Annotated in this window: 21 protein-coding genes and 1 pseudogene; 8 read left to right on the top strand and 14 right to left on the bottom strand. The window is 71.0% G+C overall.

The window, feature by feature from the left end; translation table 11 throughout:
• Positions 1–180: 180 nt before the first annotated feature.
• Positions 181–1,107, bottom strand: coding sequence for a diacylglycerol kinase family protein (locus ABZW17_RS14315; protein WP_354813276.1), 927 nt, complete (start codon positions 1,105–1,107; stop codon positions 181–183).
• A gap of 328 nt (positions 1,108–1,435) precedes the next feature.
• Between ABZW17_RS14315 and ABZW17_RS14310 the strand changes: the two genes are divergently transcribed.
• Positions 1,436–1,906 carry a hypothetical protein gene (locus ABZW17_RS14310; protein ID WP_354813366.1) on the top strand — a complete coding sequence of 157 codons (471 nt, stop codon included), beginning with the start codon at positions 1,436–1,438 and terminating at the stop codon, positions 1,904–1,906.
• A 59-nt stretch (positions 1,907–1,965) separates the two neighbouring features.
• Here ABZW17_RS14310 and ABZW17_RS14305 read toward each other — a convergent pair whose 3' ends face one another.
• Together ABZW17_RS14305 and ABZW17_RS14300 are read right to left on the bottom strand one after the other, a co-directional pair.
• The gene (locus ABZW17_RS14305) at positions 1,966–2,448 is read right to left on the bottom strand and encodes a GNAT family N-acetyltransferase (protein ID WP_354813274.1); all 483 of its coding nucleotides are present in this window, start codon (positions 2,446–2,448) and stop codon (positions 1,966–1,968) included.
• A 1-nt stretch (position 2,449) separates the two neighbouring features.
• A complete protein-coding gene (locus ABZW17_RS14300; RefSeq protein WP_354813272.1) occupies positions 2,450–3,037 on the bottom strand; it encodes an acid phosphatase in 588 nt (195 codons plus the stop codon).
• Between the two features lie 83 nt (positions 3,038–3,120).
• Here ABZW17_RS14300 and ABZW17_RS14295 point away from each other — a divergent pair, with 83 nt between their 5' ends.
• Positions 3,121–3,594 carry a hotdog fold domain-containing protein gene (locus tag ABZW17_RS14295; protein ID WP_354813270.1) on the top strand — a complete coding sequence of 158 codons (474 nt, stop codon included), beginning with the start codon at positions 3,121–3,123 and terminating at the stop codon, positions 3,592–3,594.
• Here the strand turns inward: ABZW17_RS14295 and ABZW17_RS14290 are convergent.
• From ABZW17_RS14290 to rfbC, 4 genes and pseudogenes are all read right to left on the bottom strand, one after another.
• Positions 3,591–3,988 (bottom strand): annotated as a pseudogene (locus tag ABZW17_RS14290) (hypothetical protein); the annotation flags it as partial. The gene ABZW17_RS14295 and the pseudogene ABZW17_RS14290 sit on opposite strands and share 4 nt — an antisense overlap.
• Before the next feature lie 71 nt (positions 3,989–4,059).
• Positions 4,060–4,494: a MarR family winged helix-turn-helix transcriptional regulator gene (locus ABZW17_RS14285; RefSeq protein WP_354813268.1), complete on the bottom strand. Its 435-nt coding sequence runs from the start codon at positions 4,492–4,494 to the stop codon at positions 4,060–4,062.
• Positions 4,491–4,904, bottom strand: a complete 414-nt coding sequence (locus tag ABZW17_RS14280) for an SRPBCC family protein (protein WP_354813266.1) — start codon at positions 4,902–4,904, stop codon at positions 4,491–4,493. The genes ABZW17_RS14285 and ABZW17_RS14280 overlap by 4 nt, the downstream gene beginning before the upstream one ends.
• A gap of 59 nt (positions 4,905–4,963) precedes the next feature.
• Positions 4,964–5,569, bottom strand: a complete 606-nt coding sequence (gene rfbC, locus ABZW17_RS14275) for a dTDP-4-dehydrorhamnose 3,5-epimerase (protein WP_354813264.1) — start codon at positions 5,567–5,569, stop codon at positions 4,964–4,966.
• A 352-nt stretch (positions 5,570–5,921) separates the two neighbouring features.
• Between rfbC and ABZW17_RS14270 the strand changes: the two genes are divergently transcribed.
• A complete protein-coding gene (locus ABZW17_RS14270) occupies positions 5,922–7,103 on the top strand; it encodes an NADP-dependent malic enzyme (RefSeq protein ID WP_354813262.1) in 1,182 nt (393 codons plus the stop codon).
• 76 nt (positions 7,104–7,179) lie between these two features.
• Here ABZW17_RS14270 and ABZW17_RS14265 read toward each other — a convergent pair whose 3' ends face one another.
• Complete coding sequence (locus ABZW17_RS14265) at positions 7,180–8,592, bottom strand: bis-aminopropyl spermidine synthase family protein (protein ID WP_354813260.1); 1,413 nt, start codon at positions 8,590–8,592, stop codon at positions 7,180–7,182.
• Positions 8,593–8,684: 92 nt separating this feature from the next.
• On the opposite strand from ABZW17_RS14265, the gene ABZW17_RS14260 reads away from it, so the two are divergent.
• The 4 genes from ABZW17_RS14260 to ABZW17_RS14245 are packed head-to-tail and all read left to right on the top strand — an operon-like array spanning position 8,685 to position 11,996.
• A complete protein-coding gene (locus ABZW17_RS14260; RefSeq protein WP_354813258.1) occupies positions 8,685–9,770 on the top strand; it encodes an ATP-binding cassette domain-containing protein in 1,086 nt (361 codons plus the stop codon).
• Entirely contained in the window at positions 9,767–10,435 is a 669-nt protein-coding gene (locus tag ABZW17_RS14255) for an ABC transporter permease subunit (protein ID WP_354813256.1), read from the top strand. The genes ABZW17_RS14260 and ABZW17_RS14255 overlap by 4 nt, the downstream gene beginning before the upstream one ends.
• The gene (locus ABZW17_RS14250) at positions 10,432–11,115 is read left to right on the top strand and encodes an ABC transporter permease subunit (RefSeq protein WP_354813254.1); all 684 of its coding nucleotides are present in this window, start codon (positions 10,432–10,434) and stop codon (positions 11,113–11,115) included. The genes ABZW17_RS14255 and ABZW17_RS14250 overlap by 4 nt, the downstream gene beginning before the upstream one ends.
• Complete coding sequence (locus ABZW17_RS14245) at positions 11,112–11,996, top strand: ABC transporter substrate-binding protein (protein WP_354813252.1); 885 nt, start codon at positions 11,112–11,114, stop codon at positions 11,994–11,996. Before ABZW17_RS14250 ends, ABZW17_RS14245 begins: the two co-directional genes overlap by 4 nt.
• Here the strand turns inward: ABZW17_RS14245 and ABZW17_RS14240 are convergent.
• The 5 genes from ABZW17_RS14240 to ABZW17_RS14220 form a co-directional block, all read right to left on the bottom strand.
• The gene (locus tag ABZW17_RS14240; RefSeq protein ID WP_354813250.1) at positions 11,986–13,611 is read right to left on the bottom strand and encodes a GTP-binding protein; all 1,626 of its coding nucleotides are present in this window, start codon (positions 13,609–13,611) and stop codon (positions 11,986–11,988) included. The two genes, ABZW17_RS14245 and ABZW17_RS14240, sit on opposite strands and share 11 nt — an antisense overlap.
• 126 nt (positions 13,612–13,737) lie before the next feature.
• Complete coding sequence (locus tag ABZW17_RS14235; protein WP_354813248.1) at positions 13,738–13,863, bottom strand: hypothetical protein; 126 nt, start codon at positions 13,861–13,863, stop codon at positions 13,738–13,740.
• Between the two features lie 92 nt (positions 13,864–13,955).
• The gene (locus tag ABZW17_RS14230; protein WP_354813246.1) at positions 13,956–14,915 is read right to left on the bottom strand and encodes an LLM class flavin-dependent oxidoreductase; all 960 of its coding nucleotides are present in this window, start codon (positions 14,913–14,915) and stop codon (positions 13,956–13,958) included.
• Positions 14,916–14,928: 13 nt separating this feature from the next.
• On the bottom strand, positions 14,929–15,447 hold the full coding sequence (locus ABZW17_RS14225) for an N-acetyltransferase (RefSeq protein WP_354813244.1): 519 nt from the start codon (positions 15,445–15,447) through the stop codon (positions 14,929–14,931).
• A gap of 192 nt (positions 15,448–15,639) precedes the next feature.
• Positions 15,640–19,338, bottom strand: a complete 3,699-nt coding sequence (locus tag ABZW17_RS14220; RefSeq protein WP_354813242.1) for a multifunctional oxoglutarate decarboxylase/oxoglutarate dehydrogenase thiamine pyrophosphate-binding subunit/dihydrolipoyllysine-residue succinyltransferase subunit — start codon at positions 19,336–19,338, stop codon at positions 15,640–15,642.
• Between the two features lie 258 nt (positions 19,339–19,596).
• On the opposite strand from ABZW17_RS14220, the gene ABZW17_RS14215 reads away from it, so the two are divergent.
• Positions 19,597–19,869 carry a hypothetical protein gene (locus ABZW17_RS14215; RefSeq protein WP_354813240.1) on the top strand — a complete coding sequence of 91 codons (273 nt, stop codon included), beginning with the start codon at positions 19,597–19,599 and terminating at the stop codon, positions 19,867–19,869.
• Here the strand turns inward: ABZW17_RS14215 and ABZW17_RS14210 are convergent.
• Positions 19,866–20,345 (bottom strand): DUF4291 family protein, encoded by a 480-nt coding sequence (locus ABZW17_RS14210; RefSeq protein ID WP_354813238.1) that lies wholly within the window; start codon positions 20,343–20,345, stop codon positions 19,866–19,868. The genes ABZW17_RS14215 and ABZW17_RS14210 overlap by 4 nt on opposite strands.
• Between the last annotated feature and the right edge of the window lie 184 nt (positions 20,346–20,529).

The raw sequence follows: 20,529 nt of genomic DNA, 5'->3' as shown, positions 1-20,529 counted from the left end.
ACCGCTTTCGACAAGGGTTTCTTGGAGATCGGTGAGTCAGGTCACCCGGCCGAGCGACCCCTCTGACCTGCGGTTTCTCTCCGAAACGACCGCCCGGAGGGAAGGCTGATGCGCTGAGTGGAGCTTCTGCGTCGACGAACGGCAGATTCACTTTGCCGCAGGCGATCAGCAGTCCCGTCGTCACACGATTACTGTGAGTGCATTGGGGACGCTGAAGAATTCCACTCGGGTCCGCTGGCCGACGAGGTCGCCGTCCACCTGGAAGTTTACCGGTTCAGCTGCGTCGATGCGGATCATCGGCAGGTCATCGTGACGCACGAGACGCCGGCCGCGCTGGTTGCTCTTCGTAGCCAAAGCTTGGCGTACATGCTTGAACACGGTGGGCAATCCCAGACCGTTCAGCGCGAACAAACCCAATCCCGTCTCGAACGAGCAACCCGGATTGAGGTGCACCGCGCGCTGCCCCAAATAGCTCCACGGATCGGTGTTCGACACGAAAGCGGTCAACGCTTCGGCGGGTTCTTCGCCCGGGATGCGGATCGTCAGGGGCGGCCGGCCCAGCGGCGGCCGGAAGTAGGAGCGGACGGCGGCCCGCATGTACAGGGCGGCCGTGGTCTGCTTGCCGCGGCGCTTGGCGACCCGGCCGACGACGTCGGCGTCCCAGCCGAGGCCGGCGTTGAAGGTGAACCAGTGCCCGTCGGCCAGGCCGAGCCCGACGCGCCGCGAGCGGTCGTTCTCCAGGGCGTTGAGCAGCTGGTGGGTGGCTTCGAAGGAGTCCGCCGAGATGCCGAGGGCCCGGGCGAACACGTTGGCCGAGCCGCCGGGCACGACGCCCAGTGCGGGAATGTGGCCGATGTCGGCCGGGTCGCCGTCCGCGTCGGCCAGGAGGCCGTTGACGACCTCGTTGACCGTGCCGTCGCCGCCGTGGGCCACGACCAGGTCGATGCCGTCCCGCGCGGCCGAGCGCGCGACGGCCATCGCGTGGCCGCGGTAGTCCGTCTCGACCACGTCGAGCTTCACCTGGCTGGCCAGCGCGTGCGCCAGCACGTCCCGGCCACCGGCGGTGGTCGAGGTCGCCTGGGGGTTCACCACGAGGATTGCGCGCACCACCGCAGGGTAAGTGACTTCCGGCGGCCCGAGAACCTTCCGGCGCCGCATGGTGACGGGCGCAACCCCGGGGAACAGCCTCTTCGAGACCCTGTGCCGGGCGGTCCTCCTTCAGTCGCGAGTGTCCGCTCGCCGTGACAAGTGCACCCGGGCCGACCGCCCGCTCATCGACGACACCTGAATTTTCGACGCCCGGGCGGTCCCGCGAAAACGGCCGACCGGGTGGCATACGATCGGATGAGCTCACGCACGGTGACCCGCCCTGGTGGAGTCCACTGTGTCGTCGCAAACCCTGTGCTCGCGCAAAGGACTCCGGAAGGCCGCCGCCGTGAAGCTCTCGCCCGCTCCCCGTGAGGTCCGGCTGGCCGGCGCGGTCACCGCGGTGCCGTCGCTCGCCCTGCTGGTGTTCGGGGTGGTCGTGCTGGTGAACGGGCTGGCCTCGCCCGCGCAGCCGGGCAACAACGTCTTCGTCGAGTCCGGCACGTTCATCGTGGTCGCGCTGGCGTTCCTGGCCGCGTCGGCCGGGCTGGTCCTGGGGCAGACGTGGGCGCGGTCGCCCGGCGTGGTGATCGCGCTGATCGTGATCGGCCTGGGCTGGTACCTGCTGGGCCCCTCCGGCGAGCCGCTGTGGGGCGTGCCGATCGCGCTGCTCGGCATCGTCGCCCTGGCCCTGCTGTTCCGGCGGCCGTCCCGGGCCTGGGCGCTGGGCCTGCGCGAAGGAGAGACCGAGACGGAGGCCGCCGAACGCGGCGGGCTGGCGGGCCGCCGCGCCGAGCGCGAAGGCCACGAAGAGGACTAAGCCGCCCCGGCCTCGTGAGTGTTTAGGCGGGTTCTAACCCGCCTAAACACTCACGAGGGTCAGGCCTGGGCGGCCAGGGCCTTCAGGGGGGCGTCGGTGAGGCGGTTGACGGTCCACTCGTCCATCGGGACCGCGCCGAGGGCCTTGTAGAACTCCGTCGCCGGGTTCCAGTCCAGCACCGACCACTCGAGCCGGGCGTAGCCGTTCGCGACGCATTCGGCCGCCAGCGCCGCCAGCAGCGCCTTGCCCAGCCCGGAGCCGCGGTGGGACGACCGGACGTAGAGGTCCTCCAGATAGATCCCGTGCACGCCGCGCCAGGTCGAGAAGTTGAGGAACCAGACCGCGAAGCCGACGACCTCGCCGTCCACTTCGGCCACGTGCCCGAACAGCTTCGGCGCCTCGCCGAACAGCGCCTCGTGCAGCTGCGACGGCGTCAGGTGGCACTCGCCCGGCGCGCGCTCGTACTCCGCGAGGTCGTGGGCCAGCCGGACGGCGGCCTCGACGTCGTCGGGCCGGATGCGGCGGATGCGGTCGTCGGGCACGTCAGTCCTCCGCGGGCAGCAGGTTGAGGTGTTCGATCTGGGGTTCGCCGCGCTCGTCGCCGAGCACCGCGAGGCCGGCCGCGTCCAGTCCGAAGTGGACGCCGGCGGTGGCGGGCAGGCCGAGCCAGCGCGCAACCAGGACCCGGCTGAAGTGGCCGTGGCCCACCAGGATCACGTCGCCGGCCTCGATGTCACGCCGGGCGCGGTCCAGCACGCGGTCCGCGCGGGCGGAGACGTCCGAAGCGCTTTCGCCGCCGGGGCTCGGGTGGGTCCACACCGTCCAGCCCGGCACGGTTTCGCGGATCTTCGGCGTGGTGACGCCTTCGTAGTCGCCGTAGTCCCACTCGGCGAGGTCTTCGGTGACGTCGTCGACGCGCAGCCCGGCCAGCGCGGCCGTGCGCAGGGCCCGGGCCCGCGGGCTCGACAGCACCAGCGAAGGGCCGCCCACGAGGCTGCGGAGGGTGCCGCCGGCGGCGCGCGCCTGGCCTTCGCCCGCCGGCGTCAGCGGGATGTCCGTGCGGCCGGTGTGCCGCCCGTTCAGCGACCATTCGGTCTGCCCGTGCCGGAGGAGGAAGAGACGGTTCGTCACGGCGCCGAATATATCCGGCGGTTTGCACGGCGGCTGGCCGTCTGCTTAGCTACTGAACGGTAGCTTAGTTCGAGGAGACTTCCATGGCCCTGACGCCGACGTTCGCGATGTGGCACAAGCTGGCCGGGAAGCCGGGCGGGAAACAGCTGTTCAGCGCCGCGATGTGCGTACGGGTGCCGTACTTCCGCACGGTGCTGCCTTCGGTGCGGGAGCTGCGCGCGGGGCACTGCGAGGTGACGGCGCCGAAGTGGTGGGGTGTTTACAACCACATCCGCACGTTCCACGCCATCGCCGCCTGCAACCTCGCCGAAATCGCGATGGGCATGCTCGCCGAGGCGACCGTCCCCACCAGCCACCGCTGGCTGCCGAAGGGCATGACGGTCCAGTACGTCGCGAAGGCGGAGACGGGCCTGCGCGCGGTCGCGTCGCTGCCCGAGCTGCCCGAGTTCGGCGCCGAGGGCTTCGACCTCGACGTCCCGGTGACCATTTCGGACGCGAACGGCAAACCGGTGGTCACCGGGACGATCACCATCTGGGTGACGCCGAAGAAGCGTTAGAGCTGCTTGTACTGCACGTACGTCGTCTGGTGGAACGCGTTCGCCCCGGACGGCGACGGCAGGCCGAGCCGCCGGTCGACGAGCGGGCCGAGCACGCCGCAGCCCTGCGTGGCCGGCAGCGCGAGATCCGGGTCCACGACGCCGAAGTGCATGGTCGGCGGGGTTTTCGAGAGCACCGTCGGCGGCACCGCCGGGTCGTCGTGGACGACCGTGTGCAGCACGCCGATGGTGCAGCCCCTGCGCAGCAACGGGTGCCGCAGCGTCGCGGAGACGTCCAGTTCGCCGCGCCGATCTTGCCGAGCGGGATCTCGCGCTCGCCGATCGTCAGATTCCCTTGTGAGACAAAGGCTTCGCAGCGCCAGGTACCCGGATCGGCGTCGGCCGGCGGTGCCGGTCAACCGGTGAGCCTGCTCGCACCGGGGCGCCGCGACATCCGGGATCGCCCCCAGGGGAGCACCGGATTCGTCAGGGGTCGAGCCGGGCCAGCGCGTCGACGAAACCGTCGTCGGTGGCGGCGAAGAACTCGGCGTCCGCGGCTTCGACGTCTTTCAGCGCCTTCCCGACGAGCTCCAGGCCGGCCGGGGTGACTTCGAGGCGCTTCGCGCGGGCGTCGGCCGGGTCGTCGGCGCGGGCCAGCAACCCGCGGCCGGCGAGCTTGCGGACGACCTGGCTGGTCATCATCGTGTCGGTGCCGGCCTGGTCGGCGAGCTGCCGCTGGGTGGGTGGCTCGCCCGCGCGGGTGAGCCACCACGTCGTCGTCAGCAGCACGAACTGGACGTGCGTGAGGTCGTGCGGGGCCAGCGCGGCCCGCATCGCCCGCTGCCAGGCCAGCGTCACGCGCCACAGCAGGAAGCCGGGGCTGCGTTCGGGGCCCGGCAGGCGGGACTCGGGGGCGGTCATACCCGCGAGCCTGCCTCAGCGAGCCTCGCGAGGGCGCGCATGGCGTCCGGGGTGTCTTCGGTCACCTGCGGGCCGAAGCCGTCCGGGCCGTCGATGGTGACGCGGTAGGTGATCCGCGTGCCGCCGTCGACGTCGGTCAGCTCGTGCTCGAACCGCAGGTGCGCGTCCGGCAGGACGGTCTCGTCGGTGAAGCTCCGGCCCTCGGTGACCTCGGTCAGGGTGAACGGGATCGGCGGCATGCCGTCCATCGTCATCGTGCCGCTGGTGCCGACGGCGAAGGGACCTTCGATGACGACCGACCGGACGCCGGCGTCCCACTCCGGCCAGCGGCCAGTGTCGGCCCAGAGCGGCCAGATCGCGGCGGCGGGGGCGGTGGACGTCTCGCTGTGCTCGTACTCGTAAAGTGCCATGCGAGCAGACTATATGCGCGCTTACTAAAAGTGCAAGCGGCCGGGTGGCCGGGGGGTGGTCAGTTCGCCGAGCGCAGCTTGTCGTAGTAGGCGACGCAGTCCGCGTACACCGGGAGCAGGCCCCGGTCGACGGCCTCGGCGAGGGTCGGCGCGTTCCGGTCCTTGTCGGACAGGACCTGCTCGATGTCCGTGGGCCAGGGCAGGTCCAGCGTCGGGTCGAGCGGGGTGATGCCGTGCTCGCCGGTGGGGTTGTACGGCTCCGAGCAGAAGTACGACATCACGGTGTCGTCCTCCAGGGCGACGAAGCCGTGCCCGAGGCCCTCCGCGAGGTACATGGCGCGGAACTCGCGCGAGTCGAGGACGACGGTGTCCCACTGGCCGAAGGTCGGCGAGCCGACGCGGAGGTCGACGACGACGTCGAGCAGCGAGCCGCGCGGGCAGTAGATGTACTTGGCCTGGCCGGGCGGGGTGTCGGCGAAGTGGATGCCGCGGATCGTGCCGCGCCGCGACACGCTGTGGTTCGCCTGGCCGAGCCGCAGCGGGTGGCCGGCCGCCGCGCGGAACACGTCGTCCTGGAACGGGGCGACGAACAGGCCCCGGTCGTCGGGGAACGCCCGGGGGGAGAACTCGTAGGCGTCCGGGACGCGCAGCCGGCGGAATTGCATGGCGTCACCTTATCGGGCGCCTTACAAAACCGGACGGACGTCTTGGGAATTGCCGGGAAAAGGGCGCCGGTGTGACATCAACCGCACCGAGGGGTCACTCGCGGCAGGGGACCTGTCACAATGGCCGGACCGCCGCGTCCGCGGCCATCGCCAGACCCACGGCACCGATGGCCGACGTGACGCCTCGCCGACAGGCCGGCGCTACCGCGCTGGGCTGCCGTGCCGGGATTCCCCCACGGTTTCCCCGTGGTCCCAGCTCGCATGCCCAGGAGAAATTCCAGTGACCCACGTCCGAACCGCGAGTTCCGTCATTCCCACTGGACGAATGACGGAAACGACGACAGGAAACCCCATGACCGACCCCACCGGCACTGTCGCGCCGGTCACCGACGAAGAGATCTTCACCGGGCACGAGGGCGGCAAGCTCTCGGTGGCGGCCACCCGCCCCATTTCCAGCCCGCGTGACCTTTCGATCGCCTACACCCCGGGGGTGGCGAAGGTGAGCCGCGCGATCGCCGAGGACGCGGCCAAGGCCAAGCGCTACACGTGGGCGGACCGGCTGGTCGTCGTGGTCAGCGACGGGACGGCGGTGCTCGGCCTCGGTGACATCGGCGCGAGCGCGTCGCTGCCGGTCATGGAGGGCAAGTCGGTGCTCTTCAAGACCTTCGGCGGGCTCGACTCGATCCCGCTGGTGCTGGACACCACCGACGTCGACGAGATCGTCGAGACGCTGGTGCGGCTGCGGCCGTCGTTCGGGGCGGTCAACCTGGAGGACGTCTCCGCGCCGCGGTGCTTCGAGCTGGAGGACAAGCTCAAGGAGGCGCTCGACTGCCCGGTCATGCACGACGACCAGCACGGCACGGCGATCGTGACCCTGGCCGCGCTGCGCGGCGCCAACCTGGTCCTCGACCGGGCGATCGCCGACCAGCGGGTCGTCGTCTCCGGTGCGGGTGCGGCCGGTGTGGCCTGCGCGAAGATCCTCCGGGAGGCGGGCATCGGCGACGTCACGGTCCTCGACTCGCGCGGCATCATCCACTCCGGCCGCGAGGGGCTGAACCCGGTCAAGGAGCGGCTGGCGGCGACGACGAACAAGGCCGGCCTGAAGGGCGGCCTGGCGGAAGCGCTGGAGGGCGCCGACGTGTTCCTCGGCCTGTCCGGCGCGACGATCGACGAGTCCCTGCTCGGCCGGATGGCGGGCGGCGGCATCGTGTTCGCACTGTCCAACCCGGACCCGGAGGTGCACCCGGACGTGGCCGCGCGGTACGCGTCGATCGTGGCCACCGGGCGCAGCGACTTCCCGAACCAGATCAACAACGTGCTGGCGTTCCCGGGCGTCTTCCGCGGCGCGCTCGACTCGGGCGCGCGGGCGATCACGGAGAACATGAAGCTGGCCGCGGCCGAGGCGATCGTCTCGGTGGCGATGGACGACCTCGGCCCGGACCGGATCGTCCCGTCGCCGCTCGACCCGCGCGTGGCCCCGGAGGTCGCGGCCGCGGTGGCGAAGGCCGCCGAAGCCGACGGCGTCACCGCCTGACTGCCCTGCCGCAGCCCCTCGTGAGTGAGAAACAGTGTTCTAACCCTGTTTCTCACTCACGAGGGCCGCGGCAGGCTCAGGAGTGCAGGAGTTCGGGGAGCCGGTGGCGGGGGACGTCGACCAGGCGCAGGTCCACCAGGTCTTCCGGGACGTCGAGTGAGACGTTGGCCAGACGGGCGTGGGCGCGCGTGAGGATCTCGTCCTGGTGCGCCACCGCGTCCGCCACCACCACCGCGTGCCGGTTGGCCGGCGTGCTCCGCAGGTAGCGCAGCGCGTACTTCCCCCGGACGAGTGACGCCAGGGCCTCCTGGGACGCCTGGTCCGCGAGGTCCGGGTGCGCGTTGGGCACCAGCAGGGCCAGGCGGCGGGCGTTCGTGCCCAGCAGCGTCCGCAGCAGCCACGGGCCCGGGTCGCCCGAGAGGTCCATGGCGACGGCGTCGCCCTCGGGGCCCGAGATCGACCAGTCCACCGGCCGCGACTCCAGCGCCAGCCCGCCGGCGCCGGCGATTTCCTTCAGTTTCTCCACCAGCGCCGGTTTCGTCCCCGCCGCCTCCACCGACTGCGGCCCGTGCGTGTAGATCGCCTTGCCGCCACGCATCTTCTTGGCCTTCGCCGTCGGCTGGCAGACGTACAGGTCCGCCGAACTGCCGATCGCCTGCGCGCCGAAGTAGCGGTTGAAGCCCGGCAGGATCGCCTGGAACGTCAGCCCGAGCGTGGCCAGCGACCGCTGCACCTGCGCGCCGAGCGCCGGGTGGCGCGGGCTGTAGCCGTAGGCCAGCAGCAGCCGTCCCTCGCTCGGCTCCCGCAGCGCCTGCACCCCGCGCGCCGCGAACAGCCCCATGCCCTCGGGCGTGTACGGCGGATCGCTGAACACCAGGTCGAACCGGCCCGCGAACGCCGGTGGCAGGCCGACGCGCAGGTCCGCGTGGGCCGTCGCGATGCCGCGCTCGCCGCGGTCGTCGAGGTAGGCGAGCACGCGTTCGTCCAGGTCGACGACGGTGAGCGACGCCGCCGGGCAGACCGCCCGCACCGCCAGCGACGTCAGGTCGTGGTCGCCGAGGAACAGCAGCCGCGCCGAGGCGAGGTCGTACTGCGCGTCCAGCCACAGGGCCCGGCGCAGCACGGTTTCCGGTGTGGCCTGCACGTGGTCGAGCGCGGCCAGCGGCGACGGCACCTCGGCCACCCACTCGGCGACCTTCGGCAGCAGCTCGTGGCCCGCGACGGCTTCGTCCAGCGGGTCGGTGAAGCGCGGCGCGGTGTACTGCAGGTACGAAGCCGCGACGCCGGGGGCGATCCGCAGCCGGTCGCCGCTGCGGTCGAGGTCGTCGCCGAGGGCGGCGAGGACGGCCTCCACGCTGCGTCGCGGCGCCGTGGACAGCCGGACCAGCTCGCCGAGGTCGTGGTCGCCGGTGCGCAGCAGGTCGATGACGCGGTAGAGCGGGCGGACGCCGACGCCGTGCGCGGCGAGGACGTCGTCGAGGGCGTTCACGGACCACGAGCCTAGTCACCAGCCTGCGGAACAGCGTGCCAACCACCGCGGACTCGGCTACGGTCGGACGGACCGGGACATGGGGAGTGGCAGTGACCATCGAATTCCGCGACGTGACCAAGCAGTATCCGGATGGGACGGTCGCCGTCGACAAGCTGAACCTGACGGTCGAGGACGGCACGATCACCGTGTTCGTCGGCCCGTCCGGCTGCGGCAAGACGACGTCGCTGCGGATGATCAACCGGATGGTCGAGCCCACCGGCGGGCAGGTGCTGCTCGACGGCAAGGACGTCGCCGAGGGCGACCCGGCGCTGCTGCGCCGCGGCATCGGCTACGTCATCCAGCACGCCGGGCTCTTTCCACATCGGACGGTGCTGGACAACATCGCCACCGTGCCGCTGCTTTCGGGCTGGGACAAGGCGAAGGCGCGCAAGCGGGCCGCCGAGCTGCTGGAGATCATCGGCCTGCCCCTCGAGCTCGGCAAGCGGTACCCGGCCCAGCTTTCGGGCGGCCAGCAGCAGCGCGTCGGCGTCGCCCGCGCGCTCGCCGCGGACTCGCCGGTGCTGCTGATGGACGAGCCGTTCTCCGCCGTCGACCCGATCGTGCGCGAGGACCTGCAGAACGAGCTGCTGCGGCTGCAGTCGCAGCTGGGCAAGACGATCGTGTTCGTCACCCACGACATCGACGAGGCCGTCCGGCTCGGCGACAAGGTCGCGGTGATGCGCGTCGGCGGCAAGCTCGCCCAGTACGGCACACCCGCCGACGTGCTGCGCCACCCGGTGGACGACTTCGTCGCGTCGTTCGTCGGCCGGGACCGCGGCTACCGCGGGCTGTCGTTCCTCTCCGCCGAAGGCGTCGAGGTCAAGGAGCTGGAGCTGGTCGAGATCGGTGCCGCGGTGCCCGCGAGCGACGGCTGGCGGCTCGCGGTCAACGCCGACCGGCACCCGCGCGGCTGGCTGCCGCCGAACTCCACAGTGGACGGTCCGCTGGCCGAGGACGACCTCGTGGCCGGCGGTTCGCTCTGGGTGCGCGGCACGCCGATCCGCGGCGCGCTGGACGCGGCTCTTTCGTCGCCGGCCAGTCTCGGCGTGGTCGTCGACGAGGAGCACCGGGTGCTCGGCGCCGTGGTCGCGCGGCAGGTGCTGGACGTGATCGAGGCGACCCCGCAGGCGTCATGAGCTTCTTCGACGAGCTCGGGCAGTACCTGAGCAGCGGGAACACCCGCGCCGAAATCCTCGGCGACCTGGGCGACCACGTCTACCTGGCGCTGCTCCCGCTGGTGCTCGGCATCGTCCTGGCCATCGCGGCGGGCTGGCTCGGCAGCCGGTGGCAGCCCGCCCGGCAGGTGCTGATGGTGCTGGCGAACCTGCTCTACACCATCCCGTCGCTCGCGCTGTTCGTCGTCATCCCCGGCCTGATCGGGTCGAAGATCCTGGACAGCGTCAACGTCGTCGTCGCGCTGACGATCTACACGACGGCGCTGCTGGTCCGGCCGGTGCTCGACGCCCTCGACGCGGTGCCCCCGCCGGTGATCGCCGCCGCGACCGCCGTCGGCTACAAGCCGCTGCGCCGGTTCTTCGCCGTCGAACTGCCGCTGTCGGTGCCGGTGCTGGCGGCCGGCGTGCGGGTCGCGTCGGTCAGCAACATCAGCCTGGTCAGCGTCGGCGCACTGATCGGCACCGGCGGCCTCGGCGTGCTGTTCACCGACGGCTTCCAGCGCGAGTACTTCTCGCCGATCGTCGTCGGCATCGTGCTGACGCTGCTGCTCGCGCTGGTCGTCGACCTGGTCCTGGTGGGGATCCGGAACCTCCTGACGCCGTGGGAACGGGTGGGCGCCGCATGATCACCGATCTCTTCCGCTGGTTCGGCGACCCGGCGCACTGGTCCGGCCCGGACGGCATCCCGCAGCGGCTGCTGGAACACCTGGGCTACACCGCGTTGTCGCTGGTGATCGCGCTGGTCATCGCCGTCCCCTTGGGACTGTTCGTCGGCCACACCGGGCGCGGCGGCGTCGCGCTGGTGGGCGCGGGCAACGTGATCCGCGCGCTGCCGACGCTGGGTCTCGTCACGTTCCTGTTCCTGCTCTTCACCGAAAGCGTCACCTCGACGATCATCGGGCTGGTCGTGCTGGCCGTGCCGCCGATCCTGGCCGGCACCTACGCCGGGCTGCAGGCGACCGACCACGGCGTGGTCGACGCGGCCGAGGGCGTCGGGATGACCGGGTGGCAGCGGCTCTGGCAGGTCGAGGTGCCGATCTCGCTGCCGCTCGTGCTCGGCGGCATCCGCAACGCCGTGCTGCAGCTCGTGGCGACCGCCGCGGTGGCCGCGTACGTCGGTCTCGGTGGCCTGGGCCGGTTCCTGCTCGACGGACTGGCCATTTTGGACTATTCGGAGGTCATCGCGGGCGCGTTGCTGACGACAGCGCTGGCGATCGTGCTCGATCTGCTCTTCGCGTTGCTGAACCGCGCTCTGGTGCCGCGGGGTGTCCGGCTCGCGGCGGCCGTGAAGAAGGTGACGGCGTGAAGCGGCTGATCATGCTGGTGGTCCTGGTACTGGCGGCCGGCTGCGGCAATCCGCTCGCGGGCGGCGGCGAAGGCGGCGCGACCGGCGACATCATCATCGGCGCGTCCGACGTCGGGGAAAGCCTGCTGCTGGCTCAGATCTACGCGGGTGCCCTTCGCGATGCCGGTGCCTCGAACGTGACCGTGCGGCCGCCGGTGGGCAGCCGCGAGGTCGTCGTCAAGGCGCTGCAGGACAAGTCACTGTCGGTGGTGCCGGACTACAGCGGGAACCTGTTGCGGTACTTCGACAAGGAGACCACGGCGACGAAACCGCAGGACGTCCTCACGCAGTTGCGGCAGAAGCTCCCCGCCGGGTTCGAAGTGCTCGACCAGGCACCCGCCGAGGACAAGGACCTGCTGGTCGTCGGCCCGCAACTGGCGTCCAGCGGGGTGAAGACGATCTCCGACCTGGGCCCGCGCTGCCGCGAGCTGGTGTTCGGCGGGCCGGGGCAGTGGAGCAGCCGCTGGAAGGACAAGATCAAGGCGCTGTACGGCTGCGAGTTCAAGGAGATCCGCACGACCGACACCGGCGGGCCGGTGACGGTGGCCGCGCTGAAGTCGGGGGACGTGCAGGTGGCGGACCTGTTCAGCACGTCGTCGACGATCGCCGCGAACGGGTTCGTGCCGCTGGCCGACGACAAGAACATGTTCCCGGCGCAGAACATCGTGCCGCTGGTGGCCCGCGGGACGCTGTCGCCCGCCGAAGTGGCGGCGCTGAACCGCGTGTCGGCGGCGCTGACCACCGAGCAGCTCACGCAGCTCAACGTCGAGTTCACCGAGCAGAAGCGCAATCCCCTCGACATCGCCGAGGACTTCCTCGCCCGCAACCACCTCAGGTCCTAGGCTCGTACCGGTCGAACGTCGTCTCCAGTACGCCCTCGCCGCGGGTGAGTCCCGGTAGGCGCCGCTGGATGCCGTGCACCTCGGCGGCCGGGAGGTCGCCTTCGACGCGGGCCTCCGGTCCGTCCATTGTGGTCTGTTTCGGGATCCCGCGCACGCGGGCGACGGCCTGGGTGACGGCGCTGATCGTGTCGGCCGGGACGTCGAGTGTGAACCGGTGGATCGGTTCGCACTCCACCGTCCCGGCCCGGTCGAGGGCCTCCCGGAGCACGATCGGCGTCAGGTCGCGGAAGTCGCCCGCGGTGCTGGACATGCTCTTGTCGAACGTTCCGTGGGAATGGCTTTGCCTTGCGTAGTAACCGGAATGGGTCATGGTGACCGTGCACGCCGGTACCGACCAGCTTGCCAGCGTCGCCCGGACAGTCTCTTCGACGGCGCGGAAGAACGCCGCCGGCATGGAGCCCGGCTCGACGGCCAGTCCGAACGTGACGCCGCCGTCGGCGGGTTCGACGCGGAGCCCGACGGTGGCGAGGAACGGGTCCGCGTCCTGGCCGATCAGCCGGACGGCTTCGCCGGTGCCGGTCACGCGCTGGACGTGGATCGTGGTTGTTTCACCGAATTCGACGTCCACACCGTATTCGTCGGCGAGCGTCGCCTGGATGACCTCTTTCTGGACTTCGCCGTACAGGGAAAGGAGGATTTCGGATCCGTCGACCCGCAGCCCGATGAGCGGGTCCTGCTCGGCGAGCTGGGCCAGCGCCGCGTGCAGCGCACCCCTGTCGCCGCCGGTCGTCACGACGGTCCGGAGCGTCGGCGGCGCGAACTGCCGCCCGGCCGACGCCGGTGGCTCGCCGATCGCGTCGCCGATCCGGGCGTCGAGGCCGGTGACGCGGGCGATCCGGCCGGCGGTGACCCGGTCGCGCCGGACGGCCTTGCCCTGCTCGAAGACGTGGATCGCGGTGACCTTGCCGGCCGGGAGCTTCTGCCGGACGCGCAGCGTGCCGGAGAACACGCGGACCAGCACCGCTTTCCGGCTGTCCACTTTGAACACCGTGCCGGACAACGGGCCGCCGGTGTCCTCTTCGGACTTCGGCAGCAGGTCCACGACGGCCGCGCGGAGCTCGTCGACGCCGTCGCCGGTGAGCGCCGAACCCTGCACCACGGGTGCGGGTGGCAGTTTGCGGGCGATCTCGGCCCGCACGCGGCCGGGATCGGCGCCGCGGCGATCGGTCTTGTTGACGAAGACGACCGCCGGGATGCCGAGCCGGTCCAGGGCCCGGGCGAGCACGCGGGTCTGCGCTTGGACGCCTTCGACGGCCGAGACGACGAGCACGGCGCCGTCGAGCACGCTCAGCACCCGTTCGACCTCGGCGATGAAGTCCGGGTGGCCGGGGGTGTCGATGAGGTTGACGGTGGTGGCGCCGATCGCGAACGAGACGACGGCGGACTTGATGGTGATCCCGCGGGCGCGTTCGAGCGCGAGGGTGTCGGTTTGCGTGGTGCCGTCGTCGACGCGGCCCAGCCGGTCGATCACGCCGGCGGCGAGCAGCAGCCGCTCGGTGAGGGTGGTTTTACCGGCGTCGACGTGCGCGAGAATTCCCAGGTTGAGTGTCGGCAACGAGCTTCATGTCCTCGGTGTGGGCGGATTCGGCCAACGGGAAGAACACGAAAGCTCGGCGCATGATCAACTCCAGGGGTCGGGTCGGTTTTCAGTGAAGCAGACACCGCCACGGGCGGCAACCGGTTAACGATCCACGGCGAGGTGGACGCCGAGGCCGATGAAGATGCCCCCGGTGGCGACCTCGATCCGGCGCTGGTTCTTCTTCCGCCGGACCCAGACGATCCGCACCACGGTGAACGCGACGGGCACGGCGGCGAAGAGCGCGGCGAGCCCGGCCGCGGCGACGGCGACGTGGATCGCCTCGCTGGTGGCGACCCCGGCGGTAGCGAGCAGCCCGGCCCTCAGCCGCGCACGGCCGCCGCGACGCGGGCCGCGTCCTCGATGCCCCGCTCCGGCGGCTCCTCCGGAAGGGGCAGCAGCACCACCGAGCCGCTGCCGGCGTCGTGCAGCGACCGGACCGCGGCCGCACAGGTGTCCAGGTCGCCGCAGACGGCCAGGCGGTCGATCCACTCCGGGTGCAGGCCGGCCGCCAGTTCGTCCACAGTGGACGTCGAATCCATCAGGGCCAGCAGCTCCGCGGCGAACGGCAGGCCCTCCACCTGCACGCGCGAGCCCGGGTTCAGCGACTCCGCGACGGTCGTACGCGCCCGCTCGCGGTCGCCGAGGGCCAGCCAGTTGTACGTCACCAGGGCGTGCGGGCCGGTGGCCGCGATGCCGGCCAGCGCCGTCCGGACGAACTCGGGCGGGGACGGCTCGGCCAGGACCGTCCCGTCCGCCGAGGCCCCCGCCACGGCCAGGGACTTCGGCCGGCGGACCCCGGCCAGCACCGGGGGCACCGTCTTCGGCGGGAACACCAGCTCGACCTCGTCCAGCTCGACGTGCCGGCCGCGCATCGAGACGCGGTCGCCCGCCAGGAGCCGGCGGACCGCCACCAGCGTCTCGTCCAGCGCCGCCAGCGGGGACGCCGGGTAGGCGCCGAGCTGGCGCATCCACGACGCGACGCCGTGCCCGAGGCCGCCGATCAGCCGGCCCGGGTGCAGCTCCGCGAGGGCCGCCAGCTCCATCGCCGCGATCGCCGGGTTGCGCGCGACGGCCGGCAGGACGCCGATGCCGACCTTGATGGTCGAGGTCACCGCCAGCGCGGTCGCGACGGTGGCGATGCCCGCGGCCCAGAAGCAGTCCTCGACCAGCCAGACTTCGTCGAGACCGGCGTCTTCGGCCTGCCGCGCGAGCTCGACGAGCTTGGCCGGCGGCTGCTCGCGGTTGATCCGGACGCCGACGGAGGAGGTCGGTGCGTACATGCCAGGCTCCTGTTCAGATGCGGGAGAAGGCCGGCGCGTACTGGAACGCGCCCGCCTGTGCCGGGTCGTGACGGGTGAGCGTGCGCGCCTGGAAGTGCGGGCCCCACGCCGGGTCCGGTGCGGTGATCGAGAGCGTGTCGGCTCGGGCGAAGCCGAACCGTTCGTAGTAGGCCGGATTGCCGAGCAGGACGACCAGGCCGTGGCCGAGGGCATCGGCAGCGCCGAGGACGGCGTGCATCAGCGCGGAGCCGACGCCAGTGCGCTGGTGCGCGGGCAGCACCCCGAGCGGCCCGAGCCCGACGGCGGCTGCGGAGTCCTCGCCGACGCGGGCGCGGCTGCAGCAGACGTGTCCGACGACCTCGCCGTCACGGATGGCGACGAGGGAGAGGGCGTCGACGAGGTCGCCGTCGGCGCGGAGTTCGTCCACGAGGGGTGCTTCGGCCGGGGGTTCGTTGTCGTCGCGCCGGAAGGCGGCGCTGTGGACGGCGTGGATCGCGGCCCGGTCGGCGGGGGTCTCCCGGCGGATCAGCATGATCGCCACCTTGCCGCGAACCGGTGGGCGGGGCAATCGGGTTTGGGCTGCGCCCCCGGTTCCCACGCTACCGGAGGGGGCCGACAGTTCCGGAACGGCGAAGACCTCTGGCCCGGAACGGCGAAGACCCTTGCCCAGGACGGCGAAGGCCCCCGCACCAGGAGCGCGGGGGCCTTCGGCGTGGTCAAGCGGTCAGTCGAACGCCTTCGCGATCAGCGCCTTCTGCTCCACCTCGTGCACCTTCGACGAACCCGCCGACGGGGCCGCCATCGGGCGGCGGGAGACGACCTGCAGGCCCGAGAGGACCTCCGGGAACTTCCGGGGCAGGTTCAGGCCGAAGAACGGCCACGCACCCTGGTTCTCGGGCTCCTCCTGGACCCACGCGACCTGCGTCGCGTTCGTGTAGCGCTCCAGGGCCGCCAGCAGCTTCTTCTTCGGCAGCGGGTAGTACTGCTCGATCCGGACGATCGCGACGTCGTCGGCCTCGCGCTTCGTCCGCTCCGCCACCAGCTCCCAGTACAGCTTCCCGGAGGTCAGCAGCACCTTGCGGATCTTCGACGGGTCCGGTGTGACGTCGTCGATGACGGACATGAAGCGGCTTTCGCCGGTGAAGTCCGCGACGGCCGACGTCGCCGCCTTGTTGCGCAGCATCGACTTCGGCGTGAAGACCACCAGCGGGCGCTGGATGCCGTCGAGGGCGTGGCGGCGCAGCAGGTGGAAGTAGTTCGCCGGGGTGGACGGGACCGACACCGTCATCGAACCCTCCGCGCACAGCGAGAGGAAGCGCTCGATGCGGCCGGACGTGTGGTCCGGGCCCTGGCCCTCGTGGCCGTGCGGCAGCAGCAGCACGACGTCCGAACGCTGGCCCCACTTGGCCTCGCCCGAGGAGATGTACTCGTCGATGACCGTCTGGGCGCCGTTGACGAAGTCGCCGAACTGCGCTTCCCACATCACCAGCGCCTCGGAGTTCGCCACCGAGTAGCCGTACTCGAAGCCGACGGCCGCGTACTCCGACAGCGCCGAGTCGTAGATCATCACGCGGCCCTGGCCGTCGGCCAGGTTCTGCAGCGGCGCGTACTCCTGGCCGGTCTTGCGGTCGATGAACACCGAGTGCCGCTGGGTGAACGTGCCGCGCCGCGAGTCCTGGCCGGACAGCCGGACCAGCCGGCCCTCCATCGCCAGCGACCCGAACGCCAGCAGCTCGCCGAACGCCCAGTCGATGTCGCCTTCGCGCGACATCTTGTGGCGGCGCTCCATCACCGGCTTGACGCGCGGGTGCGGCGTGAAGCCGTCCGGGACCTGGACGAACGCGTCGCCGATGCGCTCGATGACCTCGTCCGGGACCGACGTCTTCACCTTGGCCGGGACCTGCTGCTCCTCCTCGACCGACGGGCTGGCCTTCGCCGGGTGCTTCTCCAGCTCGCGGACCTCGTTGAAGACGTGCTCCAGCTGGCTCGAGAAGTCGCGCAGCGCGGCCTCGGCCTCCTCGACGGAGATGTCGCCGCGGCCGATCAGCGACTCGGTGTAGGTCTTCCGCGTCGAGCGCTTGGTGTCGATGATGTCGTACATCGCCGGCTGCGTCATCGAGGGGTCGTCGCCCTCGTTGTGGCCGCGGCGGCGGTAGCAGATCAGGTCGATGACGACGTCCTTGTGGAACGCCTGCCGGTACTCGACGGCCAGCTTGGCCACCCAGTGCGCGGCTTCCGGGTCGTCGCCGTTCACGTGGAAGATCGGCGAGCCGATCATCTTCGCGACGTCGGTGGCGTACTGGCTGGAGCGCGAGTGCTCCGGCGCGGTCGTGAAGCCGACCTGGTTGTTGACGATCACGTGCACGGTGCCACCGGTGCGGTAGCCGCGCAGCAGCGCCAGGTTCAGCGTCTCGGCCACGACACCCTGGCCCGCGAAGGCCGCGTCGCCGTGCATCAGGACCGGCAGCACGGTGTAGCCCTCGCCGCCCTTGTCCAGGAGGTCCTGCTTCGCGCGGACGATGCCCTCGAGCACCGGGTCGACGGTCTCCAGGTGCGACGGGTTCGCCGTCAGCGACACCTTCGTCTCGCCGTCGCCGAACATCCGGAAGTACTTGCCCTCGGCGCCGAGGTGGTACTTCACGTCACCGGAGCCGTGCGCCTGGCCCGGGTCGAGGTTGCCCTCGAACTCCTGGAAGATCTGGCTGATCGGCTTGCCGACGATGTTGGCCAGCACGTTCAGCCGGCCGCGGTGCGGCATGCCGATGACGACCTCGTCGAGCTCGTGCTCGGCGGCCTTGTCCAGCAGCGTGTCGAGCAGCGGGATCGCCGTCTCGCCGCCCTCGAGCGAGAAGCGCTTCTGGCCGACGTACTTGGTCTGCAGGAACGTCTCGAACGCCTCGGCGGCGTTCAGCTTCGAGAGCACGTACTTCTGGACCGCGGGGTCCGGCTTCTCGTGCGGGATCTCGACGCGCTCCTGGATCCAGCGGCGCTCCTCGGGGTCGAGGATGTGCGTGTACTCGATGCCGACCGTGCGGCAGTAGGAGTTGCGCAGCACGCCCAGGATGTCGCGCAGCTTCATCCGCTCCTGGCCGGCGAAGCCGCCGACCGGGAACTCGCGGTCGAGGTCCCAGAGCGTCAGGCCGTGGGACAGCACGTCCAGGTCGGCGTGGCTGCGCTGGCGGTAGTTCAGCGGGTCGGTGTCGGCCATCAGGTGGCCGCGCATCCGGAACGCGTCGATCAGCTCGATCACGCGGGCGGTCTTGTCGACCGGGCCGTCCGGGATGTCGGCGACCCAGCGGATCGGCTCGTACGGCAGGCGCAGGCTGGTGAAGACGTCGTCGTAGAAGCCGTCCTCGCCGAGCAGCAGCTGGTGGATGCGCTTGAGGAACTCGCCCGACTCCGCGCCCTGGATGATGCGGTGGTCATAGGTCGAGGTCAGCGTCATGATCTTGCTGATGCCGAGGTCGACGAGGGTCTTCTCGCTGGTGCCCTCGAAGGCGGCCGGGTACTGCATGGCGCCGACGCCGATGATGGCGCCCTGGCCGGCCTGCAGCCGCGGCACCGAGTGGTTGGTGCCGATGCCGCCCGGGTTGGTCAGCGAGATCGTGGTGCCGGCGAAGTCGTCGGCGGTCAGCTTGTTGTTGCGGGCCTTCTTGACGATGTCCTCGTAGGCCTGCCAGAACTGCAGGAACGTCATGTCCTCGACGGACTTGACCGAGGCCACGACGAGGTTGCGCGACCCGTCCTTGCCCTTCATGTCGATGGCGAGCCCGAAGTTGACGTGCTCCGGCGTGATCGCGAACGGCTTGCCGTCGATCTGCTGGTAGTGCCGGTTCAGGTTCGGGTAGTCCTTCAGCGCCCGGACCATCGCGTAGCCGATGAGGTGCGTGAAGGAGATCTTGCCGCCGCGGGTGCGCTTGAGGTGGTTGTTGATGACGATGCGGTTGTCCGCCATCAGCTTCGCCGGGACCGCGCGCACGCTGGTCGCGGTGGGGACGCTCAGCGAGGCGTCCATGTTCTTGGCGATGGCCGCCGCGGCGCCGCGCAGCTGCTTCGACTCCGGCTCTTCCTTCTTCGCCTCGGCCTTGGGCTCGGCCTTCGCGGCCGCCGGCTTCGGTGCGGCCTTCGCCGGCGCCTTGGCGGGGGCCGGCTTGGCGGGCGCGGCCTGCTTGGCCGCCGACTCCGCGTTCTGCACGGCCTTGGCCGACGGCTGGGCGGCCTGGCCGTTGGTGGCGGGCTTGACGTCGGCCTGCTGCCGGGCGGTGTCCGCCTTGGCCTGCGCGCTCTGCGTCGGCTTGAAGTCCGCGAAGAAGTCGTGCCAGGCGGCATCGACTGAAGAAGGGTCGGCGAGGAACTGGTCGTACATCTCTTCGACCAGCCACTCGTTGGGGCCGAACTGTGACGCAGGGCTGCTGCTGGACACGGCTGGGGCTCGCCTCTATCCGTCTCGATCTCGATCTTGAATCCGCTGATGCGCCTACCAGGCTAACCCCCTCGGTGACCGCGATGTGATGGAACCGGCCTGTGTGAGGCGTGGCGCACTAGGGTATCGGTCACTGACTCGATCAAGATGTGCTAAGGGAACCTTAAGCGCTGGACCCGGTACAGCGTTCCCGGGCTCTTCCGGCCGCCGTCGTCCGCCGGCCGTCGGGCGTTCACCGCGGCCGGTTCCACTGGCCGCATGTGGCTGGTCGAATGTCCTTCGTTCTGGGACCAGGGCCTGGTGCGGCCGCTGGTGACGGAGTCCGGCGCGGTCGTCCTGCGGTGTGATTCGTGCTCGGCCGTCTGGCCGACGCCGGCCGACTTCGAAGAGATGGAGTGGGTCGAGCCGGACGAGCCGGACTGGCTGGTGGGGGCGGGAGTCCACGTGCGCCCGGGCACGGTCCGGTGGGCGTCCCGGCCGGACGTCGAGGCGGCCGGCCTGGGCGCGCTGCACTGGCGGACGCTGCCTTAGGCCGTCGCGTCGAGCGGGTACGGCGGCTCGTGGGGGACGAGCTTGACCGCCAGGTGGAGCCGGTCGGTGGCGAGCAGCCCGGCGATGTCCCGGACGACCGGAGTGACGTCGGTGACGTCGGTGATCCACTCGCCGCCGAGTTCGGCTTCGAGCCGGACGGCCTGGAAGTTCAGCGGCGTGTGGTCGAGATCTCGCTCCGGCACCCACTCGGCGTCCCCCGCCAGGGCGTGCTCGAAGCCTTCGCGGGTGAGGTCGACGGCCAGCACCCGCTCGTGGCCGAGCTTGCGGCCGTTGTCACTGTCGTGGGCCGCGAGCCGGAACGACGGTGTGACCACCACGACTCCGCCCGGCTCGAGGGTCTGCTTCTCGAGCGCGGCGTCGGCGACGGCGGGCGAGCAGGACAGGTAGACCCGCGCGGCCGTCTCGGTCTGCATGGCCCGGACCTGCCGGTCGGGAACCCGTTTCTCCTCGAACATGCCCGCCATGCTCCCAGCGCCTCGCCCACCCGGCCACGAACTTTCGTGCGTAAGCAGGCATCACCCGTGACAGCAGGGTCGGCTCGCGTACCCAGGGGGTCGGTTCGCGTACCTGGACGGTCGGATGGCGAGCCGACCCTCCAGGTACGCGAACCTGCAGCGTCGGTTCGCGTACCTGGAGGGT

The sequence above is a fragment of the Amycolatopsis sp. NPDC004625 genome (assembly GCF_040609695.1).
In the GTDB taxonomy this organism is placed as follows: Bacteria; Actinomycetota; Actinomycetes; order Mycobacteriales; family Pseudonocardiaceae; genus Amycolatopsis.
The sequence above is the reverse complement of the archived record's forward strand: the minus strand, read 5'-3'. Positions and strand labels throughout refer to the sequence as shown.